The organism is Actinoallomurus sp. CA-142502, assembly GCF_050936355.1.
Taxonomy (GTDB): Bacteria; Actinomycetota; Actinomycetes; order Streptosporangiales; family Streptosporangiaceae; genus Actinoallomurus; species Actinoallomurus iriomotensis.
Genome location: NZ_JBNJMY010000001.1, coordinates 8,997,504 through 9,014,738, shown reverse-complemented (window position 1 = coordinate 9,014,738; position 17,235 = coordinate 8,997,504). Strand labels below are relative to the sequence as shown.

The following is a 17,235-nucleotide window of genomic DNA, read 5'->3' as shown; positions in this document are numbered from 1 at the left end:
AAAGTGGCAGGTCAGCGCATTAAATCCGCATACACTCCATCTGATGGAGAGGGCAGAGGCGGATCCACTCATCGGGCAGGTGCTCGATGGGCGCTACGTCGTACGGTCCCGGATCGCCCGTGGCGGCATGGCCACGGTCTACGCCGGGCACGACACCAAGCTGGACCGTACGGTGGCGCTCAAGGTGATGCACGCCAACCTGGCTGGCGACGAGGACTTCGTGCGGCGCTTCGTCGACGAGGCCAGGCACGCCGCCGCCCTGTCGCACCCGAACGTCGTCGCGATGTACGACCAGGGCACCGATCAGGGGCGCGTGTTCCTCGTGATGGAGTACGTCGCCGGGCGCACTCTGCGCGACCTGCTGACCGAGCGGGGCCGGCTCGGCCCGCGCGCGGCGCTCCAGGTTCTGCGGCCGATACTCGCCGCGCTGGGCGCCGCGCACCGCGTCGGTCTGGTCCACCGGGACGTCAAGCCGGAGAACGTCCTGCTGGCCGCCGACGGGCAGGTCAAGGTGACGGATTTCGGGCTGGCCCGAGCGGTGACGGCGAGCAGGCAGACCCAGACGGGCATGCTCATCGGCACGGTGGCCTACCTCGCGCCGGAGCAGGTCCTGACAGGCGACGCGGACGCTCGCACCGACGTGTACGCCGCCGGGATCATGCTGTTCGAGCTGTTGACCGGGTACCAGCCGTACCAGGCGGGCACCCCGCTGGCCGTGGCGTACCGGCACGTCAACGAGACGGTGCCGGCCCCGTCGAGCGTGATCCCGGGCCTGCCGCCACAGTTGGACGCGCTGGTGGCCGGGGCGACCGACCGCGACCCGGCGCGGCGTCCGCCCGACGCCGGCCGGTTCGACGCGGCGGCCGGTGAGGTGCTCCACGCGCTGCCGCCGGACATCGACTCGACGTCGGCGTCCGTCGTGCCGGTGCCGCTCGGGCCGTCTCAGGCGGCCGACGGGGCGCGAGCGCCGCTGTCCGAGCGGGTGACGCAGAATTTCCGGGTGTCCCCGGACGCGCCGTCGTCCGGCCACGACGTGACGCCGAATCCGCACACCATGGTGATCTCCGGTTTCGAGGGTCCGCCTCGGACGCGGTGGCGTCGCCGACGCACGTCCGGGCTGTTCGCCGCCTGCGTCGTCGTCGCGCTCCTGTTCGGGGGCTTCGTGTGGTTCCAGACGGAGGGACGCACCGCGCGCGTGCCCCAGCTCGTGGGCCTGTCGGAGGCGGACGCCCGTCTCCGGGCCGAGAAGCTCGGGCTCAAGGTCAAGGCCGGCTCGTCCCGCCAGGACCCGAGGGTGCCCAAGGACAAGGTCGCCCAGGTCGAGCCGGGCGTCGGCACGCAGGTCAGGACGGGCACACTGCTCACTCTGGTCCTGTCGACGGGCAAGCCGCCGGTCGCCGTGCCCGACGTTCGGAAGCAGCCACTCGACCAGGCGGAACAGCTGCTGCGGCAGGCGGGACTCCAGCCGGGCCGGCAGGTCCGGCAGGACAGCGCCACCGTGCCGCGCGGTGACGTGATCACGACCAGGCCGGCGGCGGGGAAGAAGCAGAACCCGGAAGAACCCGTCACCATCGTGGTCAGCCGCGGCATCACGATGCCGGATCTGAGCGGCCTCACTCCGAGCCGGGCCGCGCGGAAGCTGGCCGCGCTGGGCCTGAACGCGCAATGGCGGCAGCAGGCCCCGGACAACGGCCAGCAGCCGAACACGGTGGTCGGCCAGGACCCTCCCGCGGGACAGCCCGTCAACCGGGGCGACGCCGTCCAGGTGACCTTCACCGACCAGAGCCAGTGCCAGTGGGACCCCTTCTGCTCCTACGGCGGCGACCAGAACGACGGCGGCGGGTAGGCCGCCGCCCGTCAGAGTCTCCTCGGAAGGGTGGCGAGGAAGGCTTCGGCCGCGTCCTGGACCCGCTCCCGGTCTCCGGTGGCGAGCAGGTCGAGGAGCAGCCCACGGATGGTGGCGATCACCAGTGTGGCCGTGCGCGTCGCGGTCTGCGGGTCGGTGCCGGGTCCCTGGGCGTCGCGCAGGGCGTTCATCCAGTCGGCGACGACCCGGTCGAGGAAGCCCGCGAACTGCTCCGGCGCCTGAAGAGCGCGTCCGTAGACGGCGAAGAACAGCCTGAACTCCGCCTCCCGCTGCGGAGCCGAGGTACGCGTCCAGGCCGCGCGCGCCGCCGTGGCCAGGTCGGGGTGCTCGCCGAGCGTTTCGCTGGTGGCCGCGAAGATGCGTTCGCGCAGGCGGGCGAGGATGGCGACCAGCATCTGCTCCTTGGTGCCGAAGCGGTGCACCAGCGTCGTCGTCGAGACCCCGAGGGCGGCGGCGACGGGCCGCCACGACAGGTCGGAGAACCCGTGCTCGACCGTGTAGTCGACCACCGCGTCCAGCAGCTCGGCTCGCCGCTGATGGTCGACGGGACGCCCCGCCATCGCCGCCTCCCGGTCTCGGCTTGACATTTATAGTACGACCGTACAAAGAATGGAGCACGACATCAAGGGTCACCGGCCGACGGGGGCCCGGATCCTGGAGGTTGCTCATGCGCGTTCTCGTCACCGGAGCGTCCGGCTGGGTCGGCCGCGGGCTCGTCCCCGAGCTGATCGCCGCCGGCCACGAGGTCACCGGGCTCGCCCGCTCGGATGCCGCGGCCCGGACGCTGCGCGCCGCGGGCGCCGAGGTCCGCGCCGGATCGCTGGACGACCTGGGCACCCTGCGCACGGCCGCCGCCTCGGCCGACGGCGTCATCCACCTCGCGTTCAGGCACGACATCGCCTTCGCCGGCGACTACGCCACGGCCACCGCCGCCGACCGCGCGGCGATCGAGGCGTTCGGCGAGGCCCTGGCCGGCACCGGCAAGCCGTTCGTCATCGCCTCGGGCATCCTGGGCGTGCTCGGCCTCCCGCCCGGCGCCGTCGCCACCGAACGCGACGGGCTCGCCCCCGGCACCGGGGACCGCGACGTGCCGATCGGCGGCGCCAACGGGCGGATCGCCAACGCCCACTACACGCTCGCCCTCGCCGACCACGGAGTTCGCTCATCGGTCGTACGGCTGCCACCGGCCACTCACGGCGCCGGCGACAACGGGTTCACCTCGACCGCGATCGGCTTCGCACGCGAGAAGGGCGCCGCGGCGTACGTCGGCGACGGCGCCAACCGCTGGCCGGCGGTCCATCGCGACGACGCCGCGCGCCTGTTCCGCCTCGCGCTCGAGTCCGCGCCGGCCGGGTCGGTGCTGCACGCGGTCGGCGATGAGGGCGTGCCGATCCGTGAGGTCGCCGAGGTCTTCGCGGAGCACCTCGGCGTCCCCGCCGTTTCCGTCACGCCTGAGGAGGCCGGAGAGTACGTCGGCTGGCTCGGCCGGTTCTGGGGAACCGACGGTCCCGCCTCCGCGCGGATCACCCGCGACCTGCTCGGATGGCAGCCGACCAGCCCCGGGCTGATCGCCGATCTCAAGGAGGGCCACTACTTTCGGTAGGAACGGCTCGTCGACAACAGTCCGGCCAGTGCCGTGGCGGCGAGCGCCAGGATGAACAGGGCGTAGTCGCGGGCGGTGCCGATGAGCCCGCCGCCGTGGACGACCAGCACTCCGGCGGCGACGGACGGCACGCCCATCCCGCAGTAGCAGATCACGTAGAGGACGGACAGCACGCCCGCCCGCTCGTGCGGGGCGGCGAGGGGGACGACGGTGCGGATGCCGCCCTGGAACCCGGCGCCGAATCCGATCCCGGCGACGAAGGTGCCGGCGAAGAATCCGGCCGTCGAGGACAGTTCGACCGCGATCAGAATCCCTGTCGACGCCACGGCGAGCATCGTGATGCCGAACAGCATCACGGTCCGGGGCGGCGTACGGTCGAGCGCGACGGTGGCCAGCGACCCGACGACGGCCAGCAGGAAGAAGCCGAGTCCGCCGACGACCACCGAGGTGGAACCGGACAACTGCCGCGCGAGCGCCGGGCCGAGCGAGCCGTAGAAGCCCGCGAGCGCCCACACCGCGAACAGGATCGGCGCGGCGGCGAGCACGGGTCCGCGCAGGCCGGGTGGCACCGCGAGTTCGGGCACGAGAGCGGCGCGCCCGCCCGGCCGGCGGGTGACGGTCTCCGGCATCAGGACCACACCGACGCCCTGCAGGACGAACGTGCCGATGAGCACCAGATAGACGAGGTGCGTCGGCGCCGGCGCGTACTGGACGAGCAGCCCGGACAGCAGGACGCCGGCGCCGGTGCCCATCCCCGGCGTGGCGGCGTTCGTGATCGCGCCGCGTCTGGGGTGTACGTCGAGCATCGCCGCGCCCAGCGCGCCGAGGGCCCCGCCGGTGGAGATTCCTTGGAGCAGCCGGCCGGCGAGCAGGGCGTCGACGCCGCCCGCGGTGGCGAGCACGACCGTCGCGACCGTCTGTACGGCGAGCGCGGCCAGCAGCACCGGCCGGCGGCCGACGTGGTCGGACAGGCGGCCCAGCACGAGCAGGGCGAGAAGGACGGCGATCGCGTACACGCCGAAGACGACGGTGGTGGTGATCGGCGAGAAGTGCCACCTTCCCGCGTAAGTGGCGTACAGCGGCGTCGGCGCGCCGGAGGCGGCCAGGAAGGAGACGACGATCGAGGCCGGCAGCGCCAGCGCGCCGCGCCGGGGACGCCGTTCGGCGACCGGCGGCGCGATGGCCTCCCGTCCCGCGGGGCCGCGCATGCCGTGGTCGGTGATGGGTTCGGTCATACGTCGAGGTTCGTCCCACCGTGTGTGTATCCGCGAGTGGCGGTATTGCCCATTTTCGTTAGGATCCTGCCATGTCGGTTCATCGTGTCGCCGTGCTGGCGCTGGACGGCGTGACCCCGCTCGACCTGGCCATTCCCGCGCAAGTGTTCAGCGCGCGGCCGGAGACCCCGTACGAGATGACGCTGTGTGCGCCGACCGATCGGGTGACGACGACCGCCGGCTTCCAGCTGGTCGTGGACGGCGGGTTCGACGAGGTCCGCGCCGCGGACACCGTCATCGTGCCGGGCGTCGAGCCGCCCCTGCGGCCGCCACCGCCGGTCGTGCTCGACGCCCTGGCCGAGGCCCGTGACCGGGGCCGGCGGGTCGTGTCGATCTGCACCGGCGCGTTCGCGCTGGCCGCGGCCGGCGTACTGGACGGACTGCACGCCACCACGCACTGGAGGCACATCGACGACCTCGAACGGGAGTTCCCGGCCGTCCAGGCGGACCGCGACGTGCTCTATGTCGACGAGGGGGAGGTGCTCACCTCGGCCGGAGCGTGCTGCGGCATCGACCTGTGCCTGCACATCGTGCGCCGGGACCTGGGCGCCGTCGTGGCCAACCGGATCGCCCGGGGCCTGGTCGCCGCGCCGCACCGCGACGGCGGGCAGGCCCAGTACGTGCCCGCGCCGGTGGCCGCGACCGGCGACACCGGTCTCGCCGAGACCCGCGCCTGGGCGTTGCGTCGTCTCGACCGGTCGCTCTCGGTCGCCGAACTGGCCCGCCACGCCGGCGTGTCACAGCGTTCGTTCATGCGCCGCTTCGCCGAGGAGACGGGCACGACGCCGTTGCAGTGGCTGGTCAACGCACGGGTCGGCCTGGCGCGGGAACTCCTGGAGACCACCGACCTGTCGATCGACCAGGTGGCGCGCGACTGCGGGCTGGGCACCGCCGCCAACCTGCGCCTGCACTTCCGGCGCACGCTGAACACCACCCCGACCGCGTACCGGCGCACCTTCACGCGCGGTGCCGGAACCCAGGACCTCCAGGCCACCGGCTGAGCGACGACGGTGGACGGGGTCAGGGCTTGCGGCCGACCGCGCCGTACAGCCAGCACGGTTGGGGCACCGGGGCTTCGGCGTCGGGGCGCCACTCGTTCAGCATGACCAGGCCGGGAGGCGCGAGCTCGAACCCGTCGAAGAAGCGCGCGATCTCCTCCCGCGGCCGGAAGTGGATCGGCGTGGGTGTGGTCGCGTAGACGGCTTCCGTCTGCGCCACCATTTCCGGCGACAGGACGTCCGTCGTGGCGTGCGTGGCGGTGAAGTGGCTGCCCGGCGCGAGCGCGTCATGCAGGCGGCCCATGACGTACGGCCGCTCCTCCAGGGTGAGGAAGTGGACCATTGCGATCATCAGCACGCCGACCGGCTGGTCGAAGTCGATGAACTTGGTGGTCTCCGGGTGTTCGAGTACCTCGGCCGGCCGGTGCATGTCGGCGGTGACGACCGTGGTGTGGCTGTTGGCGGCGAGCAGCGCCCGGCCGTGGTTGAGCACGACGGGATCGTTGTCGACGTAGACGACCCGCGCGGACGGGTCGACCTCCTGCGCGATCTCGTGCGTGTTGCCGACCGTGGGCAGCCCCGAACCGATGTCGATGAACTGCCGGACGCCCTGCTGTGCCATGTAGCGCACGGCGCGCCGGAGGAAGGCGCGGTTCTGGTGCGCGACCTGACGGGTCCCGGGCATCGCCTCTTCGACCCGGTCGACGGCGTCCCGATCCACCTGGTAGTTGTCCTTGCCGCCCAGGTAGTAGTCGTACATCCGGGCGACGCTCGGCCTGTTGGTGTCCAGGCGCCCAGGCGCGCGTTCGCCGCGGTCCGGCACGACATGACCTCCTCGGGCGATCGGGCGGGCGATCAGACTTTAGACGATCAGCCCGGCCGGGGGTCGACGTAAGGGGACTTCGCCCCCAGGTCACCGGCCCAGGGGAGCGGCTACCCCACTCTCGTCGCGTCGACGGAGTTCGACACCTGTAGCGCGCCGGATGGAAGTCCTTTGAACTCGTCGCCCCGCTTCATGTAGTCCGCCATGAGCTTATCGGCCTTCGCGTCGGCGTCCACGATGAACAACGACCTTTCGGGGCCTACGTCGAGATCCTTGAAGGACCGGGGAATCGAATAACCGGGCCTGTTCGGCGCGAGTCGCTCCCACGGGGACTGCAGCGGAGGCCCCTTCCGGCCGGGGAACTGCGCGACCAGCCACAGCCGGTGTCCCGCCTGCGGCTGTCTGGTCACCTGCACACTGATCGTTCGCTCCAGGTCCCTTCCGGTGCCGCTGATCGCGATCGTCGCCTGCGCCGGCGAGTCGCCTTCCGCGGTGGCGGACACGCTCGGAGCCGGAGCGGACGAAGGCGCGGGCGGCGAGGAACCTTCCTGCGTCGGTGAGACGGCCGGCCCTGCGGCAGGCGGAGGTGTGGCGGGGCCGCCCGCCGAACCGGCTCCCGGATCGCCGAGGCCCCGCAGATTCACCGTCCAGCCGAATGCCGCGATCGTGGCGGCCATGGCCAGCGTCAGAACTAACAGCAGGGACATGACGGCGAACTGTTTCCTGCTCGGCATCGAGTACCCGAAACGTTTTCCGACATTCCACGCCATTCGCCAGTGCATCATTGTCGTTCCTACCTGGGATGCGCGAGGGCGTCCAGCGGTTCACTCGGGCCGGCATGCTCACACGAGAGGAGGACGCCCTCTCATCTCGTTCCGAGGCCGTCGGCCCGCCGGCTGCGGAAAGTGCGGCGGTACGTGTCGGGTGGCACGCCGACCGTTCGGTTGAAATGGCGGCGGAGCGTGGTCGCGGTGCCCATGCCGGTGGCCTCCGCGATGGCGTCGATGCTCTCGTCGGTGGTCTCCAGGAGTTCCTGGGCCCGGCGGATCCGCTGGGTCAGCAGCCACTGCAGCGGGGTGGTGCCGGTCATCGACCTGAAGTGGCGGCCGAGGTGGCGTGAGCTCATGTTCGCCCGGCGGGCCAGATCCTCCACCGTCAACGGCTGGTCCAGCCGCTGGGCCGCCCAGGCGAGCAGCCCGCTCAGGGGGTGGTCGCGCTGTTCGGGCACCGGAGTGGCGACGAACTGGGCCTGCCCGCCGGGGCGGTGCGGCGGTACGACCAGCCTCCGGGCGACCGCGTTGGCGACCGCCGAGCCGTGGTCACGGCGGACCAGGTGCAGGCACAGATCCATCGCGGCGGCCTTGCCGGCGGAGGTGAGCACGCTGCCGTTGTCGACGTAGAGGACGTCCGGGTCGACCTCGACCCGGGGAAAGCGGGTGGCCAGCGCCCCGGTGTGCGCCCAGTGCGTGGTGGCGCGCCGCCCGTCCAGCAGGCCGGCGGCGGCCAGTACGAAGGCGCCCGTGCAGAGGGAGGCCACCCTCGCGCCGGCCTCGTGGGCTCCGCGTACGGCGTCGACGACGTCCACCGGCGGGTCCTCGTCGACGTCGGCCCAGCCGGGCACGATCACGGTGTCGGCCAGCGCGAGCCGGTCGAGTCCGCAGTCCGGTTCGAGCAGGAAGCGGCCGTCGGCCCGTACGTCGCCCGTCCCGCAGATGACGAGCTCGTACCAGGGCTCGACCGGGACCGGCGGTGCGGAGCTGAACAGCTCGCACGCCAGGGCCAGTTCGAAGTGCAGGATCCCGTCGGCGATGACCATCGCGACTGTGCTCACGTCCGGAATTGTATGCATCGTGTCGTTCCAGACGCTCGCGCGGGGATCCGGGCGGTCGCCACGATGTCCGGAACGAGCTACCGGACAGGGGAGAGCTGATGGGAACGGGTCGTACGGTGGTGGTCTTCGGCGCGTACGGGCACACCGGCCGTTTCGTGGTGGCGGAGCTGCTGGAGCGCGGGTTCGTCCCCGTTCTGGCCGGCCGGGATCCGGAGAAACTCGGCGCTCTGGCCGCGTCGCACCCGGGACTCGACGCCCGGCGGGCGTCGGTCGACGACCCGGCGTCCCTCGACCGCGCGCTGGCCGGGGCGGACGCCGTGATCAACTGCGCCGGGCCCTTCGCCGCCACCGCCGCCCCGGTGATCGAGGCGGCCCTGCGCGGCGGAGTGCCGTACGTCGACGTCGCGGCCGAGATCGAGGCCATCGTCGACACGTTCGCGCACTTCGCCGACCGCGCCCGCGCCGCGGGAGCCGCGGTCGTGCCCGCGATGGCCTTCTACGGCGGGCTCGCCGACCTACTGGTCACGGCCGCGATGGACGAGTGGACCGGCGCCGATGAGGTGCACGTCGCGTACGGCCTCGACAGCTGGCACCCCACGTACGGGACGCGTGCCGCGGGCGCGGTCTCCCGGCAGCGGCGGGACGGCCGGCGGGTCCGCTACGCCCGCGGCCGGCTGGAGTACCGCGACGACGAGCCGCCGGCCCACAAGTGGGTCTTCCCCGATCCGATGGGCGCCCGCGACGTGATCGGGGAGTTCACGATGGCCGACGTCGTGACCATTCCCAGCCACGTGTCCGTCCCGGAGGTGCGCACGTACATGACCGTCGAGGCGGCCAGGGACGTGGCCTCCCCGGACACACCGGCCCCGGTCGCGGCCGACGAACACGGGCGGTCCGCGCAGTCGTTCGTCGTCGACGTCGTCGTGCGCTCGGGTGTACGGGAACGGCGCGCGGCGGCGTACGGCCGGGACATCTACGCCGTCACCGCACCGCTCGCCGTGGAGGCCGTCCACCGGATCCTCACCGGCAGGACCAGAACGGCCGGCGTCGCCTCGGCCGGGGAGATCTTCGACGCGCCGGACTTCCTGACGGCCCTGGCACCGCACATCACGGTCGACCTCGATCGGACGGACGCCGCCGAACTGAGGCCGGACCCCCGCCGGGCGATCGGCGTGCCGGGAGCCGAGTGACTCTCTTCGCCGGGGCAGCGGCAAGATCGTTGAGTCACGCGGTGGCGAGGCGGGCGGCGGTGAGGGCGCTGTTGATGGAGACCTCACCGCGCACGCCCGGGGCCGCCCCCATGTCCCCGACGAGCCGGCGGAGCTCAGGTCATTTGATCCGGAAGGCGTTGAGGGTTCGCCGGATGAGGTAGGACCATTCGTCGCGGGTGCGGGCCTTGTCCTCCTCGGCTGCGTCGGCCAGGGCCAGGCCGGCCCCGCCGAGGATCCAGAAGCAGAAGCGCACCGTGCTCTCGATCGCCCGGTTCTCGACGTAACCCGCGTCGACCAGGGCGTGAATGAACCCTTCGACGAGCCCGTAGGCGTACTTCTCCTCGGTCTCGTGCCAGCGCTGCCACCCCAGCGCGGTCGGGCCCTCCTGCCACACCAGCCGTCCGTACGCCGGGTCGCAGCACTTGTCGAGGAAGGCGTCCAGGGCGAGCAGCGCCGCGTCCCACGGATCCGCGGCGGTCGCCGCCGCGGCGATCTCGTCGAACGCGCGTTTCTCCTGGTCGTCGAGGACGGCCTCGAAGAGTGCCTGCTTGTCGGCGAAGTGGTGGTACACGGCGCCGCGGGTCACCCGGGTGGCCGACGCGACGTGCTCCAGGGACGTCGCGGTGTACCCGCGCTCCGCGAACAGCCTGGTCGCCTGTTCCAGAATCGCGGCCCTGGTGGCCTCGGAGTAGGCCTCGCGTCGACTCTTGACAGGCGGCATACGGTGAGTCTATTGACATACACAGAGTATGTGACATTCAAAGAGTAGGTGACCGTGCATGGCGGGTTGGGAACAGGCTCGGCGCAGGTACCGGCTGGTGCACGACGTCGCCGGGGACGTCGCGAGGAACGGGCCGGGAGCGGTCGACGAGTGGTTGCCCGCGATCGAGGCGGAGTTCGGCGACCTCGGCGAGCTGTTGCACGACGTCCAGCGGCGTCTCCAGACCGCCGCCGAGGCACGGCTGGACGCCCTGATCGAGGCGCCTCCCGCCCACCCGGAGGCGTCGGTCATGGCGGTCCTCGACGAGGTCGCCGAGACCCATCCGGACCTGCGGCGCCTGGTGGACGCGTACGCGAGCCACCCCGCCGTCGCCGAGGGCACCGCCCGGTTCCACCGGGCCGTACGCGCCGCCACCGGCGTCGACCTCACCCAGGTCCGGTCCGACCGCTCGCGGTACGAAGAGAAGGGATCCAGTCGTGACCGAAAGCCCGCCTTCCGCCTTGGTCTTCGACCCGTTTGCGCCTGGCTTCACTGACGATCCGTATCCCCACTACGCCGAGATGCGCGACGGCGCGCCGGTGCATCAGCACCCAGTCGGGTTCTGGCTGCTCACCCGGTACGAGGACGTCTCGTGGCTGCTGCGGGCCGGCCTCTCGGTCGAGGACCGCAACCTGGCCGAGAGCAGCCCGTTCCGGATGATGCAGGAGGCCATGTACGGCGACCGGCTGCCGCGATTCGACGCCCGGTCCATGCTGGACCGGGACCCGCCGGACCACACCCGCCTGCGCCGGCTGGTCGCCAAGGCGTTCACCCCTCGTGCGGTACGGGCCCTGCGGCCCCACGTCGTCGAGCTGGTCGACGGCATGCTCGACGCGATGGGCCGGGCCCGCCGCGTCGACCTCATCGAGTCCCTCGCGTTCCCGCTGCCGTTCGCGGTGATCGCCAAGATGCTCGGTACGCCTTCCTCCGACCACGAACGCATCCGGGAGCTGACCGGCGTCGTCGTACGTTCGCTGGAGCCGGTCGCCGACCCCGACCTGGTCTCGGCGATCGTGGCGGCCGACGCCGAACTGGCCGGCATCGCCGCGGAGATGATCGCCTGGAAACGCGAGAACCCCGCGGACGACCTGCTCACCGCCCTCATCAACGCCGAGGACGACGGTGACGTGCTGGGTGAGGAGGAGCTCATCGCCCAGACCCTGCTGCTGTACATCGCGGGCCATGAGACGACGGTGAACCTCATCGGGGGCGGCGCGCTCGCCCTGCTGCGCGACCCCGGGCAGCAGGCGCTGCTGCGCGACGATCCGGGGCTGGTCGCGAACGCGGTGGAGGAGATGCTCCGCTACGACAGCCCGGTGCAGGCGAGCCGGCGGATCACCGTCGAACCGGTCACCGTCGGCGGCGTCGAGATCCCTGCGGGCGCGTTCGTCATGGCGAGTCTCGCCTCGGCCAACAGGGACGAGCGTTTCTGGGGGCCGGACGCCGGTGAGCTGCGGCTGAACCGGGAGAACGCTCGCCAGCACGTGTCGTTCGGCGCGGGCCCGCACCACTGTCTCGGCGCGTCCCTCGCGCGGATGGAGGCCTGCATCGCCTTCGAACGGCTGACCGCGCGCTTCCCCCACCTTTCCCAGGACGGTGAGGTGAGGTGGAACGGCCGCATCAACCTGCGCGGTCCGTCATACCTCCCGGTGTCGACCGGCTAGCGCGGCTTCATTCACCGTTCACGCTCGCGGCGAGATCATTCAACAGACATGAATGTATGTTTGAGTGGTGAGTGGCTTTCTCCGCGTCTCCGGCCTGCGCGCGAAGTTCTCGCTGACGGTTCTGGCCGTGGTGCTCTACCGGCTCGGGCAGAACCTCCCGAGTCCGGGCGTGGACGTCCGGGCGCTCCGGGCGGCCGCCGACGCGGCCGTCCGCGACGACCGGTTCTACGGCCTGATCGACATGCTCAGCGGCGGGGGACTGCTCCGGCTCTCCGTTCTCGGGCTCGGGGTGTTCCCGTACGTCGCCGCGTCCGTCGTGGTGCAGCTGCTCGTGGTGACCGTCCCGCGGATGAGGGCGCTCGCCGCGGCCGGCGGGGCGGGCGCCGCCAGGATCCAGCGGTACGTCCGGATTCTCGCCGTCGTGATGGGCGCCCTGATGGGAACGGCCGTCGCGGTCGCGGCGGCGAAGGGACGCCTTCCCGGCGGAGACGTCCTGGCGGGCTCGGGCGTCGGCACCGTCCTGGCGCCGGCGGGCGCCATGACGGCCGGCACGCTGGTCACCACCTGGCTGATGCGGCTCATCTCCTCGCGCGGGCTGGGCGACGGTCTCGCGGTCCTGTTCTTCGTGCAGCTCGCCGCCGTCTTCCCCGGCCTGCTCTGGCGGGTACGGCAAGAAGAGGGCACGGGCGCGTTCGCCGCCACGACGGCCGCCGTCCTGGTGTCCGTGCTGCTCGTCATCGTCGCCGTGCTCGTCCTGGACCGGGCCGAACGGCGGGTGCCGATCCAGTACGCCCGGCGGATGATCGGGGTCCGCCGGTTCGGCGGCGCGGCCACCTACGTCCCGCTGCGCCTCGACCACGCCGGGCTCGTGCCGGCGTTCACCATGCTGGCGCTGCTGCACCTGCCCGGCCTGGCCGCCCGGCTGTGGCCCGGCGGCGGGCGGCCGGACGGACTGTGGACGTCGCCCGACCAGGGCAGCGTCTGGTTCATGGTCGTGCTGTTCGTGTCGGTCGCCGTCCTGAGCGTCTTGAGCTCGGCGGGAGCGGTCGACCCCGTGCGCGTCGCCGACAGGCTCAAGCGGGAGGGCGCGTTCGTACCCGGCATCCGCCCCGGCCGGCCGACCGCCGACTACCTGGGGTACGTCCGCCTCCGCGTCACCGCCGGCACACCGTTCGTCCTCGGCCTCGTCGCCGTACTGCCCTCGGCGGCGCTCGCGCTCGCCGGCGACCAGCCCTTCGTCACCGGCACGTGCGTGCTGCTCCTGGCCGGGGCCGGCCTGCGCACCGCCGGCCGCATCGCCGACCGGTGGGGACAGCACATCTAGTGCGGTGACCACGAACGTTCGCCGGGTCTGGTGACACGCCGGTCGGCGTCCGTGATGGCGGGGCTTGGAACTCCTAACAGAATGATCTTGGTCCGTGCCTGCCCGGACGGTTGATCGTTGATCTCGGCATGAGGAAGGGTGAGCAACCCGCACCACCTGATCAGTGAGGGCAACGGCATCCCGCTGGCCATCTCACTCACCGGCGGCAACCGCAAAGACATCACCCGGCTCATCCCGCTGATCGAGGCCATACCGCCGGTGCGCGCGCACAGTCGCTCCCTCTTTGAAGGGCTTTCGACACTGGTTTGCTTCCGTATCTGTTAGAACGGGCCAACGCGCTCGACAGCGACGCGTTCTGGCGCTACGTCGACGGGATGATCTCGCTCAAGCAGCTGGCGCCCACCGGCAAGCCGAAGAACGTGCCGATCAGCTCGGCGGCGTCGGCTTCGCGGCTGGTCCTGCCGAGCACCGCCGGGTTCTTGGCCGGGCCGGGAACGGTGTGCCCGCCGCGGTGGATGGTGTAGAGCACCACCGGCGGCTTCCCCTCCTCGCGGTAGTCCGAGCGCTCGACCTCGGTGACGGCACCGGCAGGGGCCGGATCACGCGTGACGACGGGCGCGGCGGTGATGCCGTTGCGTTCGGCGAAGTATCGCGCGGTGCGGGGCGCCGACCAGCTCCCCCCGCCGACCTTGAACAGCCGCCGCTGCCACCAGCTCATCGTGCCGCCCTCGTAGGCGACGATCGGGTCCTTCGTGCCGTGGACGAGCATCACCGGCAGCGGCGCGGGCGGGGTGTCCGCCGCGAGGAAGTTCTCCGGGGCGGGCATGGTCGCGGCAAGCACCGCCGCGCCGGCGAGAAGCCCCGGCGCCTCGTGAGCGAGCCGCATGACCAGCTGGCCGCCGTTGGAGTAGCCGATCGCGAACACCCGGCGCCGATCGATCCGGTGCTCGCCGGCCAGCTTGGTGATCACCGCCCGCGTGAAGGCGAGGTCGTCGACGCCGTCGCGCCGGGCCGGGAACCAGCTTTCCTTGCGGGCGTCGTTCCAGTTCCCGCGGTAGCCGTCCAGGTAGGCGACCACCGCGGAGCCGGCGGCGAACCGGTCGAAGGCCTGGCCGGTGAACGCGCGGTGCTTGTCGCCGCTCTGGCGGGAACCGTGGAAGACCAGGACCAGCGCGCGGCCGACCCCGTCGCCGGCGGGGCGGACGGTGGTGAACGTGCGTCTCGTCCCGGCGACATCGACGCTGTCGCGGGTGGTGGTGAGCATGGCAGCCCTCCGAAAGATACGGATGGTCTATCCGTTTCACCATAGCGCAAGTAGATAAGTTATCCGTTTATGATGTGGTGGTGCCCACCACTCCGCTGCGTAAGGATGCCGCCCGCAACTGGGAGCGCATCGTCGCGACCGCCCGCCGCTACGTGGACGAAGGCAAGCCGCTGCAGCTGAACGACGTTGCCCGGGCGGCGTCCATGGGGGTCGCCACGGTCTACCGGCACTTCCCCACACCGGAGGCGCTGCTGGAAACCGTCGCCGCACCGACGTTCGAGGCTCTGGCTGAGCGCGCCGAGCAAGCGCTGGCCGACCCGGACCCGTGGCAGGCGCTGCACGGGTTCCTAGTCGAAGGCATCCGGGTGCAGCTGACCGACGCCGCTGTCGCGCCGGTGCTCGCCGCTGGCACCGACGCGCTCCCGTGCACCACCGAGCTCAAGCACAAGGTCACCAGCCGGTTCGGCCGGTTGCTGGCCCGCGTCCACGAGGCCGGCGTGATCGACCCCGGCGTGTCCGAAGCCGATCTGGTGTCCCTGATGTGCGGGATCGCGTACGCGGTCAACATCCACACCGGACTCGACGCCACCGAGCGGGCCGCCGCTGGCCGCCGTTATCTGGGCATCCTGCTGGCGGGCCTGCGACAGCCCCGGCCCGGCAGCGTGGAATGACGGGGAAGCGTGCCCTTCGGCCCGGTCGGGCTCAGGCGGGTGGCCAGAACCACGGCGCGGCGTCGGCCGCCCGCCGGCGGTCTTCCCTGGTTGCGCCGCCCGCCGCCTGCACGGCACGCCCCCTGCCAGGTCGGGCTTCGCCTCTCCGGCCATGTCGCCTCCCGGCGACTCAGCGAGGCGCCCGGCTGGTGCTTTCCTTCGCCTGGTGATCGGGTGTTCCGTCGATCTTCGGAGGCGTATCCAGGGACGGGACACGTTCGGCCCGCACGGACAGCACAGCGGAGCCGAACAGCAGCGTGGCGATGAGGACCGACACCGCGGTGATGGCGTGAGCCGAGCCGAACGCGCCGGCGGCGGTGTAGTAGACGCCGCCGATGACCGCGACCGACAGGGCGGCGCTGATCTGCAGGGTGGCGTTGACCAGACCGCTGGCCAGGCCGGCGAATGCGCGCGGGATGTGGGTGACCGTGATCCGGATCAGCGACGGCAGCGCGAGTCCCTGGCCGAAGCCGATGAGCGCCAGGGGTGCGGCGGCCCAGGGTGTCTGGCCGAACGCGGCGACGAGCCCCGCGAACACCAGGAAGCCGACGGTTTCCAGCCCCAGGCCGAGCGCGGCGATCCGGCGCGGCAGTACCCGCATGAGGTGCGGCACGGTCAGCGGGCCGATCAGGAACCCGATGCCCAGCGGCAGGATGTCGAGGCTCGCCTGCAGCGGGGTGCGCCCGGCGGCCTGCTCGCGTTCGGAGAAGACGAGGAAGAATGAGGCGATCGAGTAGAACAGGGCGACCGCCACCAGCGCGATCCGCACTCCGGGCGCGGTGAGTGCCCGGGGTGGCACCAGGGGCATGACGCGACGGCGCCGCCGTTCGCCGTCGAGCGTGGTCTCGTAGCGCCAGAACCTGTGCAGCAGGCCGGCCGCGGCGACCAGGACGACGAAGCACCACCATGGCCAGTCCAGGGCGCGCCCCTCGACCAGGGGTACGACGATCCCGGCGAGACCGACGAAGAGCAGGATCGCGCCGGTCCAGTCGAGTTTCGCCTCGCCTCGGGTGTGCGGGTCGGGCAGGAACAGGCTGCCCAGCAGCGCCAGCGCGGCGATCGGCAGGTTGATGAGGAAGATCGCCCGCCAGCCCAGGCCCCAGAGATCGGCGGTGACGAGCAGGCCGCCCGATGACTGGCCGATGACCGCGGCGAGCCCGAGGGTCGCACCGTGGAAGCCGAGGGCGATCGCCTGGTCTCGGCCATCAAGGCTCGCGCGGATGAGCGCCAGGGACTGCGGCGCCATCAGCGCGGCGGTGAACCCTTGCAGGACGCGCCCGATGAGCAGCAGCCAGGGTTCGCCGGCCGACCCGCACAGCAGCGAGGCCAGGGCGAACCCGACGAGGCCGACGACGAAAGCCCGCCGTCGTCCGTGCAGATCGCCGAGCCGCCCGCCGAGGGTGAGCGTCACGGCGTAGGTGGCGGCGTAGCCGGCCACGACCTGCTGGCCCAGGATGTCACCACCGCCGAGGTCGTCTTGGATCGACGGGATGGCGAGGTTGACGATGAAGAAATCCAGTGGGGGCAGCAGTGTGCCGGCCAGCAGTGTGAGCACGCCCAACCACGTCCGGGCCGATGTCTTTGATGTCGAAGTCATTGTTCAGTAGGTGAAAGGGACGTCGCGGTGGAGGGCGGTGCTGGACTCGAGTCCGTACGGTTCCCACGCTTTGCGCACCAGGGGGAGGTGCTGGGACACGTAGGAGTCGTGGTCGAACCGGAAGTCCTTTCCGCCCGACCTGTAGATCACGAAGACGGTTTCCATGGTTTCCTTTTTCGTCATCAGGCAGCAGACACGGAAAGCTGCGGGCTGTTCGAGCGGGGTGAGATGAGGCGCACGATGCGTCCGCGTTCTTGACACGCGGGTGCGCCGCCACAATTGCTTGGTTCTCTCGAAGCAATGGGCCGA

17 protein-coding genes and 1 pseudogene are annotated in these 17,235 nt (G+C 71.6%); 9 read left to right on the top strand and 9 right to left on the bottom strand.

Annotation, left to right across the window (positions count from 1 at the left end; all coding sequences use genetic code 11):
* Window positions 1-43 precede the first annotated feature (43 nt).
* Complete coding sequence (gene pknB, locus ACQEV1_RS42000; RefSeq protein WP_433402172.1) at window positions 44-1,846, top strand: Stk1 family PASTA domain-containing Ser/Thr kinase; 1,803 nt, start codon at window positions 44-46, stop codon at window positions 1,844-1,846.
* 11 nt (window positions 1,847-1,857) lie between these two features.
* Here the strand turns inward: pknB and ACQEV1_RS41995 are convergent, their stop codons facing one another.
* A complete protein-coding gene (locus ACQEV1_RS41995; RefSeq protein WP_433402170.1) occupies window positions 1,858-2,454 on the bottom strand; it encodes a TetR/AcrR family transcriptional regulator in 597 nt (198 codons plus the stop codon).
* A gap of 80 nt (window positions 2,455-2,534) precedes the next feature.
* Here ACQEV1_RS41995 and ACQEV1_RS41990 point away from each other — a divergent pair, with 80 nt between their 5' ends.
* A complete protein-coding gene (locus ACQEV1_RS41990; RefSeq protein ID WP_433402168.1) occupies window positions 2,535-3,470 on the top strand; it encodes an SDR family oxidoreductase in 936 nt (311 codons plus the stop codon).
* On the opposite strand, the gene ACQEV1_RS41985 is transcribed toward ACQEV1_RS41990, so the two are convergent.
* Window positions 3,458-4,705, bottom strand: coding sequence for an MFS transporter (locus ACQEV1_RS41985; protein ID WP_433402166.1), 1,248 nt, complete (start codon window positions 4,703-4,705; stop codon window positions 3,458-3,460). The two genes, ACQEV1_RS41990 and ACQEV1_RS41985, sit on opposite strands and share 13 nt — an antisense overlap.
* 71 nt (window positions 4,706-4,776) lie before the next feature.
* On the opposite strand from ACQEV1_RS41985, the gene ACQEV1_RS41980 reads away from it, so the two are divergent.
* On the top strand, window positions 4,777-5,745 hold the full coding sequence (locus tag ACQEV1_RS41980; RefSeq protein WP_433402164.1) for a GlxA family transcriptional regulator: 969 nt from the start codon (window positions 4,777-4,779) through the stop codon (window positions 5,743-5,745).
* Window positions 5,746-5,764: 19 nt separating this feature from the next.
* Here ACQEV1_RS41980 and ACQEV1_RS41975 read toward each other — a convergent pair whose 3' ends face one another.
* From ACQEV1_RS41975 to ACQEV1_RS41965, 3 genes are all read right to left on the bottom strand, one after another.
* Window positions 5,765-6,565 (bottom strand): SAM-dependent methyltransferase, encoded by an 801-nt coding sequence (locus ACQEV1_RS41975; RefSeq protein ID WP_433402162.1) that lies wholly within the window; start codon window positions 6,563-6,565, stop codon window positions 5,765-5,767.
* A gap of 110 nt (window positions 6,566-6,675) precedes the next feature.
* Window positions 6,676-7,350, bottom strand: coding sequence for a hypothetical protein (locus tag ACQEV1_RS41970; protein WP_433402160.1), 675 nt, complete (start codon window positions 7,348-7,350; stop codon window positions 6,676-6,678).
* An 80-nt stretch (window positions 7,351-7,430) separates the two neighbouring features.
* Window positions 7,431-8,396 (bottom strand): helix-turn-helix domain-containing protein, encoded by a 966-nt coding sequence (locus tag ACQEV1_RS41965; RefSeq protein ID WP_433402158.1) that lies wholly within the window; start codon window positions 8,394-8,396, stop codon window positions 7,431-7,433.
* Window positions 8,397-8,494: 98 nt separating this feature from the next.
* On the opposite strand from ACQEV1_RS41965, the gene ACQEV1_RS41960 reads away from it, so the two are divergent.
* Window positions 8,495-9,586, top strand: a complete 1,092-nt coding sequence (locus tag ACQEV1_RS41960) for a saccharopine dehydrogenase NADP-binding domain-containing protein (RefSeq protein WP_433402157.1) — start codon at window positions 8,495-8,497, stop codon at window positions 9,584-9,586.
* A gap of 139 nt (window positions 9,587-9,725) precedes the next feature.
* Here the strand turns inward: ACQEV1_RS41960 and ACQEV1_RS41955 are convergent, their stop codons facing one another.
* Window positions 9,726-10,328 carry a TetR/AcrR family transcriptional regulator gene (locus ACQEV1_RS41955; protein ID WP_285630507.1) on the bottom strand — a complete coding sequence of 201 codons (603 nt, stop codon included), beginning with the start codon at window positions 10,326-10,328 and terminating at the stop codon, window positions 9,726-9,728.
* Window positions 10,329-10,386: 58 nt separating this feature from the next.
* On the opposite strand from ACQEV1_RS41955, the gene ACQEV1_RS41950 reads away from it, so the two are divergent.
* From ACQEV1_RS41950 to ACQEV1_RS41935, 4 genes and pseudogenes are all read left to right on the top strand, one after another.
* Window positions 10,387-10,863: a hypothetical protein gene (locus tag ACQEV1_RS41950; protein WP_433402155.1), complete on the top strand. Its 477-nt coding sequence runs from the start codon at window positions 10,387-10,389 to the stop codon at window positions 10,861-10,863.
* A gap of 43 nt (window positions 10,864-10,906) precedes the next feature.
* Window positions 10,907-12,031 carry a cytochrome P450 gene (locus ACQEV1_RS41945; protein WP_433402153.1) on the top strand — a complete coding sequence of 375 codons (1,125 nt, stop codon included), beginning with the start codon at window positions 10,907-10,909 and terminating at the stop codon, window positions 12,029-12,031.
* 67 nt (window positions 12,032-12,098) lie between these two features.
* Window positions 12,099-13,355 (top strand): preprotein translocase subunit SecY, encoded by a 1,257-nt coding sequence (locus ACQEV1_RS41940; RefSeq protein ID WP_433402152.1) that lies wholly within the window; start codon window positions 12,099-12,101, stop codon window positions 13,353-13,355.
* A gap of 132 nt (window positions 13,356-13,487) precedes the next feature.
* Window positions 13,488-13,619 (top strand): annotated as a pseudogene (locus tag ACQEV1_RS41935) (IS5/IS1182 family transposase); the annotation flags it as partial.
* A 97-nt stretch (window positions 13,620-13,716) separates the two neighbouring features.
* On the opposite strand, the gene ACQEV1_RS41930 reads toward ACQEV1_RS41935, so the two are convergent.
* Window positions 13,717-14,619, bottom strand: coding sequence for an alpha/beta hydrolase family esterase (locus tag ACQEV1_RS41930; protein WP_285630519.1), 903 nt, complete (start codon window positions 14,617-14,619; stop codon window positions 13,717-13,719).
* 80 nt (window positions 14,620-14,699) lie between these two features.
* On the opposite strand from ACQEV1_RS41930, the gene ACQEV1_RS41925 reads away from it, so the two are divergent.
* Window positions 14,700-15,290, top strand: coding sequence for a TetR/AcrR family transcriptional regulator (locus ACQEV1_RS41925; protein ID WP_433402150.1), 591 nt, complete (start codon window positions 14,700-14,702; stop codon window positions 15,288-15,290).
* Window positions 15,291-15,459: 169 nt separating this feature from the next.
* On the opposite strand, the gene ACQEV1_RS41920 is transcribed toward ACQEV1_RS41925, so the two are convergent.
* Both ACQEV1_RS41920 and ACQEV1_RS41915 read right to left on the bottom strand, forming a co-directional pair.
* Window positions 15,460-16,884 carry an MFS transporter gene (locus ACQEV1_RS41920; RefSeq protein ID WP_433402148.1) on the bottom strand — a complete coding sequence of 475 codons (1,425 nt, stop codon included), beginning with the start codon at window positions 16,882-16,884 and terminating at the stop codon, window positions 15,460-15,462.
* Window positions 16,885-16,929: 45 nt separating this feature from the next.
* Window positions 16,930-17,091 carry a hypothetical protein gene (locus ACQEV1_RS41915; protein WP_433402147.1) on the bottom strand — a complete coding sequence of 54 codons (162 nt, stop codon included), beginning with the start codon at window positions 17,089-17,091 and terminating at the stop codon, window positions 16,930-16,932.
* Between the last annotated feature and the right edge of the window lie 144 nt (window positions 17,092-17,235).